The organism is Solidesulfovibrio sp. C21 (assembly GCF_047785625.1).
Lineage (GTDB): Bacteria > Desulfobacterota > Desulfovibrionia > Desulfovibrionales > Desulfovibrionaceae > Solidesulfovibrio.
On sequence record NZ_JBLODY010000043.1, the window covers coordinates 1 to 17,405 of the forward strand.

14 protein-coding genes are annotated in these 17,405 nt (G+C 65.3%); 3 read left to right on the top strand and 11 right to left on the bottom strand.

What is annotated here, in order from left to right:
* Positions 1-78 precede the first annotated feature (78 nt).
* From ACMZ6R_RS13190 to ACMZ6R_RS13210, 5 genes are all read right to left on the bottom strand, one after another.
* Positions 79-1,374 (bottom strand): Nramp family divalent metal transporter, encoded by a 1,296-nt coding sequence (locus ACMZ6R_RS13190; RefSeq protein WP_416112172.1) that lies wholly within the window; start codon positions 1,372-1,374, stop codon positions 79-81.
* 28 nt (positions 1,375-1,402) lie between these two features.
* Positions 1,403-2,662 carry a magnesium transporter MgtE N-terminal domain-containing protein gene (locus ACMZ6R_RS13195; protein ID WP_416112174.1) on the bottom strand — a complete coding sequence of 420 codons (1,260 nt, stop codon included), beginning with the start codon at positions 2,660-2,662 and terminating at the stop codon, positions 1,403-1,405.
* Between the two features lie 520 nt (positions 2,663-3,182).
* Positions 3,183-3,326: a hypothetical protein gene (locus ACMZ6R_RS13200; protein ID WP_416112176.1), complete on the bottom strand. Its 144-nt coding sequence runs from the start codon at positions 3,324-3,326 to the stop codon at positions 3,183-3,185.
* 181 nt (positions 3,327-3,507) lie between these two features.
* A complete protein-coding gene (locus tag ACMZ6R_RS13205; RefSeq protein WP_416112178.1) occupies positions 3,508-4,293 on the bottom strand; it encodes an ABC transporter permease in 786 nt (261 codons plus the stop codon).
* Positions 4,290-5,213, bottom strand: coding sequence for an ATP-binding cassette domain-containing protein (locus ACMZ6R_RS13210; RefSeq protein WP_416112180.1), 924 nt, complete (start codon positions 5,211-5,213; stop codon positions 4,290-4,292). The genes ACMZ6R_RS13205 and ACMZ6R_RS13210 overlap by 4 nt, the downstream gene beginning before the upstream one ends.
* A gap of 218 nt (positions 5,214-5,431) precedes the next feature.
* Here ACMZ6R_RS13210 and tatA point away from each other — a divergent pair, with 218 nt between their 5' ends.
* Entirely contained in the window at positions 5,432-5,665 is a 234-nt protein-coding gene (gene tatA / locus ACMZ6R_RS13215) for a twin-arginine translocase TatA/TatE family subunit (protein ID WP_416112182.1), read from the top strand.
* A 69-nt stretch (positions 5,666-5,734) separates the two neighbouring features.
* Here tatA and ACMZ6R_RS13220 read toward each other — a convergent pair whose 3' ends face one another.
* Both ACMZ6R_RS13220 and ACMZ6R_RS13225 read right to left on the bottom strand, forming a co-directional pair.
* Positions 5,735-6,418 carry a hypothetical protein gene (locus tag ACMZ6R_RS13220; RefSeq protein WP_416112184.1) on the bottom strand — a complete coding sequence of 228 codons (684 nt, stop codon included), beginning with the start codon at positions 6,416-6,418 and terminating at the stop codon, positions 5,735-5,737.
* Between the two features lie 501 nt (positions 6,419-6,919).
* Positions 6,920-8,359: a DEAD/DEAH box helicase gene (locus tag ACMZ6R_RS13225; protein ID WP_416112186.1), complete on the bottom strand. Its 1,440-nt coding sequence runs from the start codon at positions 8,357-8,359 to the stop codon at positions 6,920-6,922.
* 396 nt (positions 8,360-8,755) lie between these two features.
* On the opposite strand from ACMZ6R_RS13225, the gene ACMZ6R_RS13230 reads away from it, so the two are divergent.
* Positions 8,756-9,631, top strand: coding sequence for a DMT family transporter (locus tag ACMZ6R_RS13230; protein ID WP_416112188.1), 876 nt, complete (start codon positions 8,756-8,758; stop codon positions 9,629-9,631).
* 174 nt (positions 9,632-9,805) lie between these two features.
* Here ACMZ6R_RS13230 and prxU read toward each other — a convergent pair whose 3' ends face one another.
* The 3 genes from prxU to ACMZ6R_RS13245 form a co-directional block, all read right to left on the bottom strand.
* Positions 9,806-10,537: a thioredoxin-dependent peroxiredoxin gene (prxU, locus tag ACMZ6R_RS13235; protein WP_416112190.1), complete on the bottom strand. Its 732-nt coding sequence runs from the start codon at positions 10,535-10,537 to the stop codon at positions 9,806-9,808.
* Positions 10,538-10,724: 187 nt separating this feature from the next.
* On the bottom strand, positions 10,725-12,044 hold the full coding sequence (gene trmFO, locus ACMZ6R_RS13240; RefSeq protein ID WP_416112192.1) for a methylenetetrahydrofolate--tRNA-(uracil(54)-C(5))-methyltransferase (FADH(2)-oxidizing) TrmFO: 1,320 nt from the start codon (positions 12,042-12,044) through the stop codon (positions 10,725-10,727).
* A gap of 92 nt (positions 12,045-12,136) precedes the next feature.
* Positions 12,137-14,677: an ABC transporter transmembrane domain-containing protein gene (locus tag ACMZ6R_RS13245; protein WP_416112194.1), complete on the bottom strand. Its 2,541-nt coding sequence runs from the start codon at positions 14,675-14,677 to the stop codon at positions 12,137-12,139.
* A 215-nt stretch (positions 14,678-14,892) separates the two neighbouring features.
* On the opposite strand from ACMZ6R_RS13245, the gene wrbA reads away from it, so the two are divergent.
* Positions 14,893-15,504: an NAD(P)H:quinone oxidoreductase gene (gene wrbA, locus ACMZ6R_RS13250; RefSeq protein WP_416112196.1), complete on the top strand. Its 612-nt coding sequence runs from the start codon at positions 14,893-14,895 to the stop codon at positions 15,502-15,504.
* A 201-nt stretch (positions 15,505-15,705) separates the two neighbouring features.
* Here the strand turns inward: wrbA and ACMZ6R_RS13255 are convergent, their stop codons facing one another.
* The gene (locus ACMZ6R_RS13255; protein WP_416112198.1) at positions 15,706-17,307 is read right to left on the bottom strand and encodes a bifunctional metallophosphatase/5'-nucleotidase; all 1,602 of its coding nucleotides are present in this window, start codon (positions 17,305-17,307) and stop codon (positions 15,706-15,708) included.
* Positions 17,308-17,405: the final 98 nt, after the last annotated feature.

Genomic DNA, 17,405 nt, shown 5'->3' on the forward strand with positions numbered 1-17,405 from the left:
CCATGGTGAAACTCGTGACAGGGTAGAGAGGAACTGGGGGGAACCCTTTCTACAGAAAGGGTTCCCCCCAGTTCCTCTCTACCCTGTCACGAGTTTCACCATGGAGGCGATGGCCCCGGGGACGATGGTGTCCAGGGTCATCAGGGCCGTGAGCCCGATGAGCCCGGCCACCGTCACCCAGGCCACGGTGTTGAAGACCGGGCCGTTGACGAATTTCCCCATCAGCCGCTTGTCGTTGATCAGGAGCAGCATCAGGATGAGCACGAAGGGCAGCACCACGCCGTTTATGACCTGCGAGACGTACATCACGGCCAGAAGCGGCATGCCCGGGAGGAGGATGGTGAGCGCCCCGATCACGATGCTGATGGTGAAAAGCCAGAAGAACTGCGGCGCCTTGCGGAAGTCCTTGTCGATGCCGAGTTCCCAGCCCATGGCCTCGCAGATGTAGTAGGCCGTGGACAGCGGCAGGACGCCGGCGGCGAAAAGCGAGGCGTTGATGAGCCCCACCGCGAAGAGTCCCGAGGCGTACTTGCCGACCAGCGGCTCCAGGGCCTTGGCCGCGTCGGCGGCGGTCTCGATGGGCAGCCCCTGGCCGAAGATCGAGGCGGCGCAGGACACCATGATGAAAAGGGCCACGGCCACGGCGAACAGGCAGCCGAAAATGACGTCCAGGCGCGTGTAGCCGTATTTCTCGGCGGTGATCCCTTTTTCCACCACGGCCGCCTGCTGGTAGAACTGCATCCAGGGGGCGATGGTCGTGCCGACCAGGCCGATCATCATGGCCACGTAGCCGCCGTCGGCCCGAAAGCTCGGCGTCACCGACGCCTTGGCCACCTCGAGCCAGGGCACGTCGGCGGAAAGCGCCGCCAGGGGATAGGCCAGGTAGATCACGCAGGCGACCAGAAAGACGCGCTCCACGATGCGGTATGAGCCCTTGACGATGAGCAGCCAGACCAGGACCGCGGCGATGGGCACGGAAATGAACTTGGAGACGCCGAAAATCTCCATGCCGGCGGCGATGCCGGCGAATTCCGAGATGGTGTTGCCGAGGTTGGTCAGAAACAGCGCGATCATGATGTAAAACGTGGTGCGCAGGCCAAACGACTCCCGGATGAGGTCGGACAGTCCCTTGCCCGTGACCGCGCCCATGCGGGCGCACATCTCCTGCACCACCACCAGCGAGATGGTGGTGGGGATGAGCATCCACAAAAGCGAGTAGCCGTACTGGGCGCCGGCCAGGGAATAGGTGGTGATGCCGCCGGCGTCGTTGTCCACGTTGGCCGTGATGATGCCAGGTCCGAGAATAGCCAAAAACATCAATATGTTGCGGCGTGAGAGTTTTTTGAATGGCGAGACGAGATCGGAAGCGGTCATGATGCAATCCTCTTGGGCGGGCCGCGGCCTACAGCGCGGCGAAACGCTTCCGGGTCACGGATTCGGGCAGAAACATCTCCAGCACGTCGTCGGCCGGCACGATGCCGGCCATGTGCCCGGCGTCGTCGAGCACGGGCACGGCGAGCAGGTTGTACTTGGCGATGATCTCCATGACGTCATGGGGCGTGGCATCGACCGTGACGGCCTTGAGCCCCACGGTCATGATCTCGGCCACGGGGGTCTTGGGCGGGGCCAGAAGCAGCCGCTTGAGGGTGACCACGCCAAGCGGGGTCTCGTCGCCCCGGATGACGTAGACGTAGTAGACGTTGTCGACCTCGGCCCCGACGAGCCGGACGTAGCTTATGGCCTCCTCGGCGGTCATGGCCGGGGGCACGGAGGCGAAGAGGTTGTTCATGAGGCCGCCGGCCGTGTCCTCCTCGTGCTCCAGGAGCTCCTGGACCATCTCGGCGTCCTCGGCATCCATGAGGCCGAGTAGTTCCCTGGCCTTTTCCTCGGGCAGGTCGCCGAGCAGGTCGGCCGCCTCGTGGGGCTCCATCTCCTCCAGGATGTCCGAGGCCCGCTCGCTGTCGAGCTGGCTTATGACCTTGACCCCGAGTTCGGGGTCGAGCTCGCCCATGGTCTCGCCCAGGGTCTCGGGGTCGAGGGCGCCGAGCATGGCCCCGGCCTCCTTGTGGGGAAGTTGGGCCAGGATCTCGGCGATGTCGGCCGGGTGCATGTCGGTTAAGCGCTCACGGGCCACGGTCAGGGTGAGCCGGTCGGCATTGGGGTCGAGCTGGGCCACGTAGCGCCAGTCGATTTCGCGTACGGGCAGGCTCGTGCCGAAAAGTCCGGCCAGCCGGTTCCAGAAGCGCAGCATGCCGAGCCTTCTGGCCATGCCGCGAAGGCCCACGTCCACGGCGGCCAAAAGCAGGTTCGCGCCGCGGGTGACGAGTTTCAGGTCGTTGACCCGCACCACCTTGGCCCCGTCGACGTCCACGATCTGACGGTCGAGGATGTCGCGGCGCAGGCGGATGTCCGGGGAATCGGCCAGATGGACGTCGGCGTGACCGGCCACGTCCGGGTCGGCCGAGACCACCACCGGGGTGAAGAGGTTGATCGCGCTCCAGGGCAGGAAGCGGCGCTCATGGCCTTCGCGGATGAAAAGCCCGGTGACCACGGGCAGGGAGTCGCCCGGGACCAGGCGCAGGTCGTCCAGGCGGCCGAGGGCCGCGCCGGTCGGATCGATGACGGGACGCCCCAGCACGGAGCTGATGTAGACTTCGCTCATGGCAAGCCTCCTCATGGGCAGCACGCGTGCGCGACGGGCGCGACACATGCATTTTTATGCCCGGCGGCACGCGGCCGGCGGACATGATGCGCGGATGAGGGAATCTGTCAGCGGGCGCTATTCGCCCAGGGCCCTACGCAAAGGGCTGGGGGCTTGATGAGGGAGGTTCCTGGGCGGCGCCGCCGGAAACGGCGCACAGCCTGCGGGAACAGGGAAAGAGTTGCGCATGCCCGAGACGACAGGCGCGGTAACGGGGCCGCGAGGCGATATGACGTGACCGGATGAAGAATGCTTTCATCGGGCGCCTCCTTTGCCGCCGCCCATCCGGCGGGGCTGGCGGAGGCGACCTGTTCCCGGACGGGAGGGCAGGCGTCGGCGCGGACCGAGTCGGCGGGAGACGTTATCTCAAAAGAATCTGCAACACCGTATGGTTATTGCAACAACTACTGTACGGGTCGTCCATTTTTTCCTCAAAAGGGTTTCCGTGTTGGTTGGGCTGTAAGCTCCCCCGGGGCGCTTGTCAACCAGCCCGGGCCGAAACGGCCTGGAGCGCCGCGTTGAAGACGCCGGCGACGTCGTCGTCGCCTGACCCCGCATCGCCCGTTTTGTTTTTCGCCTTGGCGTATTCGAGCTTGAGCTGGACCAGTTGGGTTTCGAGCGGCATTTGCCGGGCCTGTTTTTCCTCGTCGGGAGCGGATGCGGCCTGAAGCTCCTTGAGCTGCTTGAGGGGGGCGCCATCGGATGATCGACGCGAATATTGAGAGGCGCGCGGAAGCCAGGGATGCCCGGGCCGGCATTTTCCGGTCGGACGCGCTGAGGCAGGGGCGCAGCCTTTGCCCGGGAGATTACCGAATGAGCCGGCGGCGCATGCCAGCCAGGGCCAGGGGCAGGAAGGCCAGGAAGAACGCGGCCAGGACCAGGGCGTGGACCAGGGATGCGGCGTTTAGACGGCCCAGGCAGGCGGCCCGGACCAGCTCGGCCAAATGATAGAGCGGCAGGACGGCGGCGATATGGGCGGCCCAGGCGGGCAGGGCGTCGACGGGAAAAAAGGTTCCGGAAAAAAGGAACATGGGCGTGATGACCAGGAAGATCGGAATGTTGAACATGTCGATGGAGCCCGTGACGCTGGTTACGGCCATGCCCATGGCCCCGAAGGCCAGGCCGCCGAGGACGGCGACGGGCAGGGAGACCAGGGCCTGCCAGCTCGGGGCGTAGCCGAGTCCGGCCACGACCGCGAGCATGAGCGTGGCGGCGATGACCGAACGGGTCGCGCCCCAGACGATCTCGGCCACGATGATCTCCTCCAGGGACAGTGGCGTGGCGAGGAGCGCGTCGTAGGTCTTCTGGTAGAACATGCGCACGAACGAGGAGTAGGTCGTTTCCATGAAGGCCTGCCACATGGCCGTGGCCGCAATGAGCGCCGGGGCGAAAAACCGGATGAAGCCCAGGGGTTCCCCGTGCCAGGTCACGTCGGTCACCAGCCCGGCGAAACCGACGCCGAAGGCGAGCAGGTAAAAAAGCGGCTCCAGCAGCGGCGGCAGGAAGTTTATCGCCCAGATGCGGCGATAGACCAGCAGATTGCGCCGCCAGACCGTCCAAAAAAGGCTTGTGAAGCGGGCGTCGGCCGTCATTCCCGAAGCTCCCTGCCGGTCAGGCGCAAAAACACGTCCTCAAGAGTGGCCGGGCGCAACATGCCCAGCTCCGGGCAAAAACGCTCGCGCAAGGCGAGCAGGGCGGCCCGGTCCTCGCCGTAAACCAAAAGCCGGCGGCCCGACCGGTCGAAGCGCCAGCCCTCGCCGGTCATGGCAGCGATAAAATCCTCGCCGGGCGATTCCACTTCCAGTACCTGCCGGCCGGCATGGGCGAGGATGAGCCCGCGCGGATCGCCCTCGGTCGTCACCCGGCCGTGGTCGACGATGCACAGCCTGTCGCAGAAGCGCTCGGCCTCCTCCATGGCGTGGGTGGTCAGCAAAATGGTGAGCCCCTGGCGCTTGAGGTCGAGCAGCCGGTCCCAGAGCGTGTTTCGCGACTGGGGGTCGAGGCCGGTGGTCGGTTCGTCGAGGATGAGCAGATCCGGCTTGTTGATGATGGCCCGGGCGAGCATGAGCCGTCTGGCCATGCCGCCGGAAAGCTCCTCGTAACTGAGGCGCTTTTTTCCTTCCAGGGCGAAAAAGGCCAGCAGCGATTCGGCCCGGGAGAGCGCCTCCCCTTTGGGGATGCGGAAGTAGGCGGCGAAAACGAGCAGGTTTTCGAGCACGCTTAAGTCCGGGTCCAGGGTGTTGGCCTGCTGGCACACGCCGAGGCGGGCCCGGATGCGGCGAAAGGCCGTGGCCACATCCAGGCCGAAGACGCGGATGGACCCGCCGCTTAAGGGCGAGAATCCGTAGATCATGCGGATGGTGGTGGTCTTGCCCGCGCCATTTGGCCCGAGCAGGCCGAAGCATTCGCCGTGGGCCACGGAAAAGCTCACCCCGTCAACGGCCGTGAACTCGCCGAAATGCTTGCGTGCCCCGGTCACCTCGAGCACCGGGGCGGAAGATGTCGCGTCCATAGGGGGGCTTTCTACCGCAAGCGGCGGGTTTCGGCCAGAGGTTCGGCGTGGCGGCGATTTGTCTGTTTCGCGGCATGGCGGGTCGGGGAGGCGACAGACGCGGACGGCTGCTCCGGGCTATTGCCGCCATGATCTCCGCCCGGCTTGCCGGATTGTCATGGACGGGAAAGGTTGGGAGGAGACTTTTATGGTATGAAAAGAAAAAAGGAGGCGTCATCATGTTCGCAGGGCTGTTCGAACCCATCCATTTGCTGCTTATCCTCGGCGTGGTCCTCATCATTTTCGGGCCGGGCAAACTGGCCAACGTGGGTCACGACCTGGGCAAGGCGGTGCGGGATTTCCGGTCCGCCATGGAAGCGCGGGATGTGACGCCGCAAGTGGCGGCCGCCAAGCCGGCCGCCGGGCATGTGGAGCAAGGCGATGCGGGCGGGGAAACCCTTTGTAATCGTTAATAGCCTTGGAATGGGGGGACTGGGGGGGGAACTTTTCGTAAGACAACGTTTTCCCCCCAGCGTCTTTTGCTAGTCCTTCCCGTCCTTGTCCAGGCGGATGGCCAGGCGGAAGCGCTTGTCCAGCGTCTCCTCGAAGAATTTCTGGAGTTCCTTGCGGTATTTCTTCAGGTAATACTGGCGATCCAGGAATTTTTCCTTGTGCCGGTATTTGATCAGGGTGGAGGGGTTGAAGTAGGCCGTGGCGTTGTCGCGGGTCAGCACGAAGGGTGGCAGCCCCTCCTGGACCAGGATGTAACTGGCGACCAGGGCCCCGGTGCGGTGGTTGCCTTCGAGGAAAAGCTGGGGCTGGCTGACCGAGAGCACGTACACCCCGGCGGCCCGTTTGTAGGCGGACTTGTGCCGTTTGCGCTCGTACCAGTCGGCGATCTCGTCGATGCCCTCGGCGAAGCGGCGGCGGGTTTCGAGCAAATGCGGGCCGTATTCCATGCGCACCCGGTCGTCGATGCCGCACAAGACGATGTGGTTGAGTTCCAGGATATGGTCGAGGCCGTTGGGGGAGAAAAGCTCCTGCCCTTCCTCCAGCAGCCAGTCCACGTAGGAATAGCCCTCGAGCAGGTTGCCGATGTGTTGCTCGGTGAGCGGTTCGCGCCGCATGAGCAGCGTTTCGTTGACCTCGTCGAAGTTGGCCATCACGTCGCGCAACGACTCCTCGATGCGATCGAGGTTCAGGCGATACTGTTTGTGGCTGCTCATGGCCGGCTTTCCCGCATCTTCCCCTCATAGCCCCGGGCCTTGCCCGGTCCATGGGATGTGCCGCAGCCGCCGCCCGATGTCCATGATTGACATGAAAAAACGCCGCCCCGGGAAACCGGTACGGCGTTTGCTCTCTTGTTGCACACGCAGTTCGAGATTTTTTCGAGTTGGTCGGCCGGGGGGAAGGGGAGCGGCCGCGCACGGCGCATATTTGAAGAATACGCCTTCGCGTCCGCTCCCCTTCCCCCCGGCCCAGGTCACGCGGCCCATATTGGCGGAAGTCTTTTCCTCTCCGGAACAACTTCCCCTTTTACGGACACGCGGGCCATGGCGAAAGTCCTTTCCGGCTCGACGGGGACATTCATGCTCCCGTCCTGTTCTTGTTCCAACAGGACGCAGGAATTCCCCTCACCCCCCTTACAAGTTTTTGAAGGGGGTCCAGGGGAAAACTTTTTTTAAAAAGTTTCCCCCTGGCCGCCGGAGGCACCGGCACCCTCCTGCCTAGGCCGCCGTGGCGTCGGCCTGGACGTGGCGGCGGGGGCGGTGGTCGCCCTGACGCGGGGCGTCATTGGCCGGCGCGTCGTAGTTGAAACGAGGCTGGTCGCCGCTTGCGCCCTGACGCGGCCGGGCGGCGTGCTGGCGGTCGTCGCGGGGACGTTCGGTGTTGCCGCGTCCGTCAGTGCGTCGATCGGAGCGGGGCCCGTCGCCTTGGCGGCGGGGACCCGCGCCGGCATAACGGGACGCGCCGCCGAAACCGCCCTGACGGCCCCGGTAGGGCGTGCGCGCCGGCGCGGACGAACGGCGAAACTCCTGGGGATCGGGCTCGAAGCCTTCCACCGAGCGTCTGGGCAGGGGCTTTTTCATGTGGCGCTCGATGGCGCGCACCATGCTCATGTCCTCGCCGGTGACGAAGGTGTGGGCCTGGCCGTCGCGTTCGGCCCGGCCGGTGCGGCCGATGCGGTGGGTATAGGCCTCGGGGGTGTCCGGGATGTCGTAGTTGACCACGTGGGACACCTGGGACACGTCGATGCCCCGGGCGGCGATGTCCGTGGCCACGAGCACCTGGAAGGTTCCGCGGCGGAAGCCGTCCATGGCGATCTGGCGCTGGCGCTGGGACAGGTTCCCCTGCAGGCAGGTGGCCTTGTGTCCGGCCCGGCACAGCTGCTGGGCCAGGTTTTTGGCCCGGTGCTTGGTGCGGGTGAAGACGATCACCGATTCCTTGCCGGCCTCGCCGAGCAGATGGAGCAAAAGCGGCGTCTTCTGGGCCGAGGACACGGGGTAGATGGCGTGCTCCACCGTGGAGAGCGGGGCCAGGTGGCCGATGCGCACCGTGACCGGGTCGGTCAGCGTCTCGCCGGCCAGCCCGGCGATGGCCGCGGGCATGGTGGCCGAAAAGAGCAGGGTCTGCCGCTTCTCCGGCACCGCGGCCAGGATGCGCCGCAAGTCGGGCAGAAAGCCCATGTCGAACATGTGGTCGGCTTCGTCGAGGACGAGGGTTTCCAGAGCGTCGAAGCGGACGTTGCCCTGGTTCATATGGTCGAGCAGACGTCCGGGGCAGGCCACCACGAGGTCCAGGCCCTGGCGCAGGGCGCGGACCTGGGGAAACATGCCCACGCCGCCGTAGATGACGGAGGCGCGAAGGCGGGTGCCCCGGCCGAGGTCGACGCCGGCGCGGTAGATCTGTTCGGCCAGCTCGCGGGTGGGGGCGAGGATGAGCGCGCGCACGCCCCGTTTTTCCGGCTTGGTGGTCATGAGCCGGTGGATGATGGGCAGCAGGAAGGCGGCGGTCTTGCCGGTGCCGGTCTGCGCCAGGCCCATGAGGTCACGGCCGGCGGCCACGTGGGGGATGGCTTCGGTCTGGATGGGGGTCGGGGTTTCGTAGCCTATGCGGGCGATGTTGGCGCAAAGTGTCGGATGCAGGCAAAAAGAGTCGAAGCTCAAAAGGATATCCTTTGGCAAGAACGTGTAGCCACGCCGAGAATGTCGCGCGGCGGCGATCATGGAATCGAGAAACGGGGGCTGCGGGCCGCGTCTGGATCGGAAGATCGGGGCAAGTGGCGGGGCGGCCGGGGGGAGCGTCCGGAAAATGGGGCGACGGGCTTGCAGCGTTCTCCTCGTCGTCAGGGACATCACCTCTAGGCCGGCTAACGCCAACACCTCAAAATACGGGCTTTGGGGGAATTGTCAACTGTAGTGGTTGGAAAGGCCTTGGTTTTCCCGACCGGCCTTGCTATGGCTCACTCGAAAAATATTCATTTCAGCCTGTTGGCATCAAAAAAAAGCGTCATCCCGATCGCGGCCGCGACACCCGCACCCTGCGCGGACAAAGGACAAGGCATGCCCGATCAGAAAAAAGCCACCCGGTACGGCCTGGCCACGGTCGCCATGTGGTCCACGGTGGCCACGGCCTTCAAGCTGTCCCTGGCGCACTTGAGCCCGCTGCAACTGCTGCTTTACGCCAGCCTGTCCTCCTGCCTGGTGCTGGCCGCGACCCTGGCCGTCCAGGGGCATCTCGGGGGGCTGGCGCGGCTTTCGCGGGCCCAGTGGCGGCGTTCCTTCGCCCTGGGGGCGCTCAACCCCTTTCTCTACTACACGATTCTTTTCGCCGCCTACGACCTGCTGCCGGCCCAGGAGGCCCAGCCGCTCAACTACACCTGGGCCATCACCCTGTCGCTTCTGGCCGTGCCGCTTCTTGGCCAGAAGCTGTGGGGCCGGGATCTGCTGGCGCTGGTGGTGAGCTACAGCGGCGTGGTGGTCATCGCCACCCACGGCGACATTGCCGGCATGCGTTTCGCCAGCCCGTCCGGGGTGATCCTGGCGCTCGCCTCCACGGTCATCTGGGCGCTCTATTGGATCGCCGGGACCAGGGACGATCGGGACCCGGTGGTGGGGCTGCTGGCCAATTTCCTGTGCAGCCTGCCGCTGACGCTTCTGGCGGTGTTGTGCTTTTCCGATCCGTTTCCGGGATCGCTGGCCGGGCTTGGCGGCGCGGCCTACGTGGGCGTTTTCGAGATGGGGCTGGCCTTCGTCACCTGGCTGACGGCGCTTAAATGCGCGGCCAACGCCGCACGCGTGGCCAACCTCATTTTCCTGTCGCCGTTTTTATCGCTGGTGCTGATCCACGTTTTCGTGGGCGAGGAGATCCTGCCGTCCACCCTCGTCGGACTGGTGCTGATTTTGGTCGGGCTGGCCGTGCAGCGGCGCAAAAGTTAAGGAAAGCCGACGCGGGAGGGGGAACACTTTTTGAAAATGTTCCCCCTCCCGCGTTTTTCCTTTTCAGAACTTTTAACGGTGACAAGTTGTTATCGTTAAAAAGTTTTTGGACGGGGCCTGGGGGGGAGAGCTTTTCCGCAAGAAAGGTTTCCCCTGGCTCTTCCCCGCCATCGCCTAATCGCAGCCGTTTTTGACGTTCCAGTTTTCCCAGACGCGTCCGACGAGGTCGGGGCCTGGACGCAGCACGGGCTTGCCCGGGCACCAGCCCGACGGCGTCGCCTTGGTCCCCTTGCTTTCGCGGACGAGCTGGAAGGCCTCGATCTGCCGCAACGACTCGCTCACATGCCGGCCGACAGGCGGGGCGAGCACCTCGAAGGCCTGCACGACGCCATCGGGGTCGATGAGGAATCTGCCCCGGACATCCACTCCGGCGTCCTCGTCATAGACGCCGAAAATTTTGCCGACGTTTCCCGCCGCATCGGCGAGCATGGGGAAGGGAATCTTTTTTGCCGTGACCATTTTCGACAGTTCGTGCTCGACCCAGATCTTGTGGACGAACACGCTGTCGGTGCTCATGGAAAGGACCTGTGCGCCGAGTTTTTCGAATTGGGCATGTTGTTCGGCGACCGCCGAAATTTCGGTCGCTCAGACGAAAGTGAAATCGCCCGGGTAGAAGCAAAGAACGACCCATTTGCCGAGATATTCCGAGAGATGGACCGTAACGAACTCCCCGTCGAAAAAAGCCGGTGCGGCAAAGTCCGGCGCGGATTTTCCAACAGCGATCATTGTATGTTCCCCCTGTGATGCAGTTTCTCCCACGGGTGTTTTGACGGTTTCGGCTTCTGTTGCTTTGTTGACGACGCCGCCAGTCGGCCTGGCGCAACCAATGACAGCTTCTTCCGGCATGTCGGACCTCCAAGGTTTTCCCATCAATAAAATAAATGGATCGAGATGGGAAAGCGGGCTTTTGTCTATCTATAGCGTCTGGCTGGGGTGACGACAAGGCGTGACGAAAGATTTTTCCCTTCTCGGGAAATCCGGTGGGAGGGGAGCCGTCAGGTCGTTGGGACCGGGGGGGCGGGGGGGGGGACGCTTATTCGGGCAAGGCCGGGAACCAGTTGTCCCACGCTTCCCCGGCCCGCTGGGGATAGGCCAGCTTCCGGTTGGCCTTTTTCATGCGCTCCTCGAGCGGCGGCGTGAGCCCGAAATTGACGTTGCTCGGCTGGAATTTCTTGGCCGGCGTGCGCAGATGGCCCAGGAGCGCCCCAAGCGCCGTCACCACCGGCGGCGGGGCAATCTCCACGCCCCGGCCAAGCCGCGCCCCAAGCTGCACCCCAAGCCACAGGCCGCAGGCCGCCGACTCCACATAGCCTTCCACGCCCGTGATCTGGCCGGCCAGATACGTCCCCGGCCGGGCGAGCAGCTCCAGCCGGTCGTTTAAGACCCGCGGCGCGTTGACGAAGGTGTTGCGGTGGATGCTGCCGAGCCGGGTGAATTCGGCCGCATGCAGCGCCGGGATCATGCGGAATATCCGTTCCTGCTCGCCGTAGACAAGCTTGGTCTGGAACCCGACCAGGTTCAGCGTGCTCTTGGCCACGTTTTCCGGGCGCAACTGCACCACGGCATAGGGCCGCCGGCCCGTTTTCGGGTCGGTCAGCCCGATCGGCTTCATGGGACCGAAGGCCAGCGTGCGCTCGCCGCGCTCGGCCATGGCCTCGATGGGCAGGCAGCCTTCGAAATGCAGCTCCTTTTCGAACTCGCGGCTCGGCACCTTGCGCGCGGCCACAAGCTCGGCCACGAACGCCTTGTACTGGGCCTCGTCGAGGGGGCAGTTGCAGTAGTCCCCTTCGCCCTCCTGCCAGCGCGACTGCCAGAACGCCTGCTCCATGTCCACGGACTCGGTGGTCACGATGGGCGCGATGGCGTCGTAGAAATACAGGCTCTCCCCACCGATGGCCTCGTGAAGGCTCGTGGCCAGCCGATCCGTAGCCAGGGGGCCGGCCGCGACCACCACCGCTTCGAACCCGGCCAGGGCCGGATCGGACAGGCTCATGATCTCGCGGCGCACAAGCGTCACCAGCGGCTCGTTTTCGATGCGCGCGGTCATGGCCGCCGAGAAGTTCTCCCGGTCCACGGCCAGCGCCTTGCCCGCCGGCACCGCCGTCTCGCGGGCCACGGCGATCACGGCGCTCCCGAGGGCCGCCATCTCGACCTTGAGCAGCCCGACCGCCGTGACCGGCTCGTCGGAGCGCAAGGAATTGGAACAGACCAGCTCGGCCAGGCCGGGGCTCACATGGGCCGGAGAGAAATGCGCCGGCTTGCATTCGAAAATCGTGGACGCGACGCCGGCCCGGGCGAGCGCCAACGCGCACTCGCACCCGGCCAGCCCGCCACCGATGATGGCAATGGGCATGAATACTACTCCAGGAGAGCGGGGAGGGGACCTCTTTGAAAAGAGGTCCCCTCCCCGCGCCCCTCCCCCCAGAAACTTGTAAAGGGGGCGTGTTAGTTGGTGGCGGGCATGTGCATCACATGCCGGTTCTGGCTGTTCCACAGGTCGCGGTAGATGGCGCACCGGGAAAGCAACTCGCCGTGGGTTCCATAATCGGCCACCTTGCCCGCGTCGAGCACCAAGATGGCATCCGCCCCGGCCAGCATCGACAGCCGGTGGCTGATGACGATGGTGGTGCGGTCGCGGCCGATGCGGGCCATGTTGTCCTGCACGATGGCTTCCGATTCCGCGTCCAGGGCGGATGTCGCCTCGTCGAGGATCAGGATGCGCGGGTTGGTCAAAAGCGCCCGGGCGATGGCCAGCCGCTGCTTCTGGCCGCCGGACAGGTTGGTGCCGTTTTCCTCGAGTTCGGTATCGTAGCCGCGCGGCAGCTTGCGGATGAATTCCTCGGCCCCGGAAAGCCGCGCCGCCCAGACCACCTCGTCCATGCTGGCCGACGACTTGGCCATGGCGATGTTGTCGCGCACCGTGCCCGTGAAAAGAAAGCTGTCTTGGAGCACCACCCCGATCTGGCGGCGCGCGTGGGCCAGATCGAGCTCGCGCATGTCGTGGCCGTCCAGGCGGATGCCGCCCTCGCTCGGCGCGTAAAGTCCCTGGATCAGCCGGGCCAGGGTCGATTTTCCCGAGCCGCTACGCCCGGCCACGCCGATGATGCGCCCGGCCGGGAAGCGCACGCTGACATTGGCCAGGGCGGCCGGAGTGGCGGCGTCGAAGCCGTAGCGGAAGGTCACGGCGTCGAAGACCACCTCGCCGGCCAGACGCGGCCGCACGCCCTCGCCCGAGCCGGTCCGCTCCGGCGGTTCGTTCATGATGGCGGCGAGCATCCGCACGGCCAGCCCCTTTTCCTGGTATTCCTGGAGCAGGGAAACGATCTGCACCAGCGGCTGGGTGACGCGGCCGGACAGCATCTGGAAGGCGATGAGCGCCCCGACCGTCAGGCTGCCGTCGAAGACGAGGTAGACGCCGATCCAGGGGATGCACAGCATCATGACTTTTTCCAGGAACCCGACCCCGGCCGTGGCCGCGTTGCCGATGCGCCCCACGGTGAAACGCATGGCCACGGCCCTGGCCGCCGCGTCCTCGAACCCCCGGCGCCGCGTGGGCTCGAGGGAAAGCGCCTTGACCGTTTCCATGCCCCGGATCGTCTCCACCAGAAACGATTGCCGCTCGCCCTCGGCCTTGTAGAGTGTCAGCAGCCGACGGCGCAGCACCGGGATGATAATGGCCAGAAACAGGCCGAGGGCAATGCTCAGGCCAAGGACCAGGAAGGTGAGCTCCACGCTGTAGAAAAAAAGGACCGGGATGAAGACGAACAGGGCCAGCCCGTCGAGCAGGGTGAAAAACAGCTTGCCGCTTAAAAATTCCCGAATCTTGTCGGCCTGCTGCATGTGCTGGATGAGCACGCCCACCCGGCTTTGGCCGAAAAACCGCAGCGGCAGGGAGGTGAGTTTGGCGAACGTGCGTGAGGCCACTCGCACGTCGATGCGCGCCGCCGCGTGGAGCACCAAAATGCCCCGCAGGTAGGTGAACCCCGCCTCGAAGGCCAACGCCACCAGCATCCCGAGGCTCAAGACCTGGAGCGTGGCCATGCCCCGATGGGTGAGCACCTTGTCGATGACGATCTGGAAATAGATCGGCATGGCCAGCGCCAGGATGTAGAGCATGACCGCCGCGATGACCGCGTCGGTGAATTCCTTTCGCTGGCGTAGGATTTCCGGCACGAACCAGCCGAAGCCGAAGGGTTGGTTCTCGTCGGTGAGCTTGTGGGGGCGTTTGACGAGGATGACGCGGCCGTCGAAGTCCTCGGCGAACCGGCCAAGCGGCACGGCCTCGCGCGCAACCGGCAGCCGGGTCGGGTCGACCACGTCCATGAGGGCGCCCGAGGCGTCGCGCCGGCAGCCGGCCACCACCAGCATGGACCCGTCGCGCCGCACAGCCAGGAGCGGAAACGCGCCGCCGAGTTCGAGAAATTCGTCCGGGGAAAGCCGGCGCAGTTCGGCCTTGAGCCCTTCCTTGACCGCGATGGCGGCCAGTTTCTCCGGATCGGGCTCGGCGGCGGCGCCCCCATGGGTATGGGCCAGCCCGTCATGGGAAAGGGCCAGGCCGTGGTGCCGGGCGATCATGGCCAGCCCGCGAAGCCCGGATTGCCCCAGGCGCGGTTCGGCCAGGATCACCTCGCCGCCGTGGCTGCGGTCGAAGCTTGCCGCGTCGACCTCGAAGGAGCCGGCCGTGCGGGCCAGCGGATCGGCCACGCGCACGAGCGGTCCGTCCTCAGCCTCGCGCACGCCGAGCACCACCACGGAATTGCCGTTGCCCAGCCGGGCGATGAGGGGAAACCGGGCCAGCGCGGCCATTTCCGCCACGTCCATGGCGGCGGCCCGGGCGCGAAGCCCCACCGAGGCGGCCATGGCCAGCAGGGTGTCCGTGCCCGGTTCGGCATCGCCAAGGCCAAAGCGGTCCGCCGCGCCGGCCGCGTCGAAGGGCAGGCCGTAGGCGTCGGCCACGGCGCGAAGGCAGGTCAGTGCTGTCTGCATGAGCCGGTGTTCCGGGACGGGGCCTGAAGGTGATTGAAAAAGCCCGTGAATGCGGCCTGTTGGCTTGTCAAAATGCGGTGCGTCCCGGTTCCCGACCCTTAGGGCAAATCCGGGTGGGCGGCAAGGGCCGCGGCGGGCGCTTCGATCCCTTGCCCTTTTCCATCGGTCGACGTAGAAAATGGAACGTCATCAACCCGCAAACGGAGCACTGCAGTATGAACGTGCTGATCGTTTACTATTCATTGTACGGCCACGTGGCGGCCATGGCCCAGGCCGTGGCCGAGGGCGTGCATCAGGTGGAGGGCGTGACGGCCACCTTGCGCCGGGTGCCGGAAACCCTGACGCCCGAGGTCATCGAAAAAATGCACGCCGTCGATGCCCAGAAAACCCTGTCCACCGTGCCGGTGTGCACCCTGGAGGAGCTGGAGCAGGCCGACGCCATCATGTTCGGTACGCCGACCCGGTTCGGCAATATGTGCGGCCAGATGCGCCAGTTTCTCGACGCCACGGGCCAGATCTGGATGCGCGGGGGGCTGGTCGGCAAGCCAGGCGGCGTGTTCTGTTCCACCGCCACCCAGCATGGCGGCCAGGAAACCACGCTGATGTCGTTTATCCAGACGCTGCTCCACCAGGGCATGATCGTGGTGGGCCTGCCCTACGCCTACGCCGGGCAGATGCGCGTGGACGAGATCACGGGCGGCACGCCCTACGGCGCGTCCACCATCGCCGCCGGCGACGGTTCCCGCATGCCCACGGAAAACGAACTGGACGCCGCCCGGTTCCAGGGCCGCCATACCGCCGAGATCACTAAAAAATTGTGTGGATAGTAAATAGGAACCGGGGGGAAACCTTTCTGAAGAAAGGTTCTCCCCCCGGGCCCCCTTCCAAAGACTTTTAACGATACTGGTGTGTTATCTGTGACAAGCTCGTATCGTTAGAAAATTTAGGAAGGGGAGAGCGCGAGAGGGGAGAACCCTTTTTAAAGGGTTTCCCCTCTCGCACCCTCTTTCCATCCCTCCTCCCTCCTCTTACTGCCCAATACGGCCGTCCGGTTTGAGGGACAGAGGCGAGTGGGTGGTGATGTAGCGGGCCAGCAGGTCGGCCAGCGGATCGCCGTCGCCGTCCACGTCCTGGCCCTTTGTTTTGAAGATGCTGTAGCCGTCGCCGCCCCGGGCCATGTAGTCGCTGATCGCCAGCCGGTATGCGGCCTTGGGATCGAGCGGCGCGAAATGTTCGACGGCGTCGGCCACGGACACGGCGCTGATGCGTTTGCCGGCCGGCTTGGTGATGTCGAGCGCGAAGCGGATGCCGGCCACCTGGGGAAACCGGCCGCTGCCTTCGTGGAGCCCCACGGCCGATACGCCGTGTTCCAGCACGGCGAGTAGGTCCTCGCCGGTCAGGGTGAGCACGACCAGGGTGTTGGGGAAGGGGTAGGCGGTGAGCAGATCGCCCAGGGTGATCTCTCCCGCGTCCATGCCGGCCCGCACGCCGCCGCCGTTAAAAATCGCGGCCACGGCCCCGCGCGAGCGCCCTCCGGCGAGCATGGCCTCGGCCATGAGGTCGCCGCCTGCGCATTCCTCCTGGCGGCACATGGCCGCGCCGATCGGGCCGTCGCTTTTGCCCAGCACCTTGGCCCGAAACGCCTCGAGGGGTTTGCCGAAGCGGTCGACCTCGGCCAGGGTGGCCGGCTCCTCGGGCACGGCCGCGTCCAGGCGCACCGGATTGCCCGTCGCCCGGGTCACCTTTCCGGCCGCGTCGAAATCCACATGCAACACGCCGAGATAGCGGCCCCAGTAGCCGGCGGTGACGATGTACGTCTTGCCGCCGTCCGGGGCGTCGATGGCCAGCGGGCACGGTCCCACGGCCTCGGGGTAGCCGTTGCCTAAAAGCACATGGCTGTGGCCGCCGACGATGACGTCGAGCCCGGCCACCTTGGCCGCGAGCTTCTTGTCGCCGGAGAGCCCGGCGTGGGACAGCAGGATCACGATGTCCACGCCTTTTTCCCGCAAGGCGGCCACGGCGTTTTTGACGGCCGGCACGATGGCCGGAAAGGCGATGTCCGGTCCGGGACTGGAAATCTGGGCCGCCTTGGGCTGGGTGGCGCCGATGATGCCCATCCTGCGGCCGGCCACCTCCCGAACGACGTACGGCGCGATAAGTCCCTTCAATTGCGGCGAACGTGTGGCGTCGACATTGGCGGCCAGAATCGGGAACTTGAGCGCCCGAATAAAATTCGCCAGAGTGGCCGGGCCGTCGTCGAATTCATGGTTGCCCACGGCCATGGCGTCATAGCCGAGCCGGTCCATGAAAAAGGCGCAGGCCTGTCCCTTGTACTTGGTGAAAAAAAGCGTGCCCTGGAACTGGTCGCCGGCGTCCAGCAGCAGCGTATTGCCTCCCTTGGCGCGCTCCCGGCCGACGGCCGTGGCCAGCCGGGCCGTGCCGCCCTGGCATTTGCCGGCCGCATCCTTCTCCTTGGAGCAAAACGCCCCCAGCGCGTCGAACGAGGCCAGATGGGCGTGGATGTCGTTGGTGTGCAGGATGGTCAGCGAGAAATCCCCGCCGGCAAAGGCCAGTCCGGCCCAGAACATCGTTGCGGCCAGAAAGGCCGCAACCCGTCGCAATGGCGTCATGTTTTCCTTTCCTCCTTGTAATGGCCCTCGTTGGATGAAAAACCGAAGAAACCGCTTGACAGACATGGTTAAATCGAATTTTTTACTTCATATCAGGA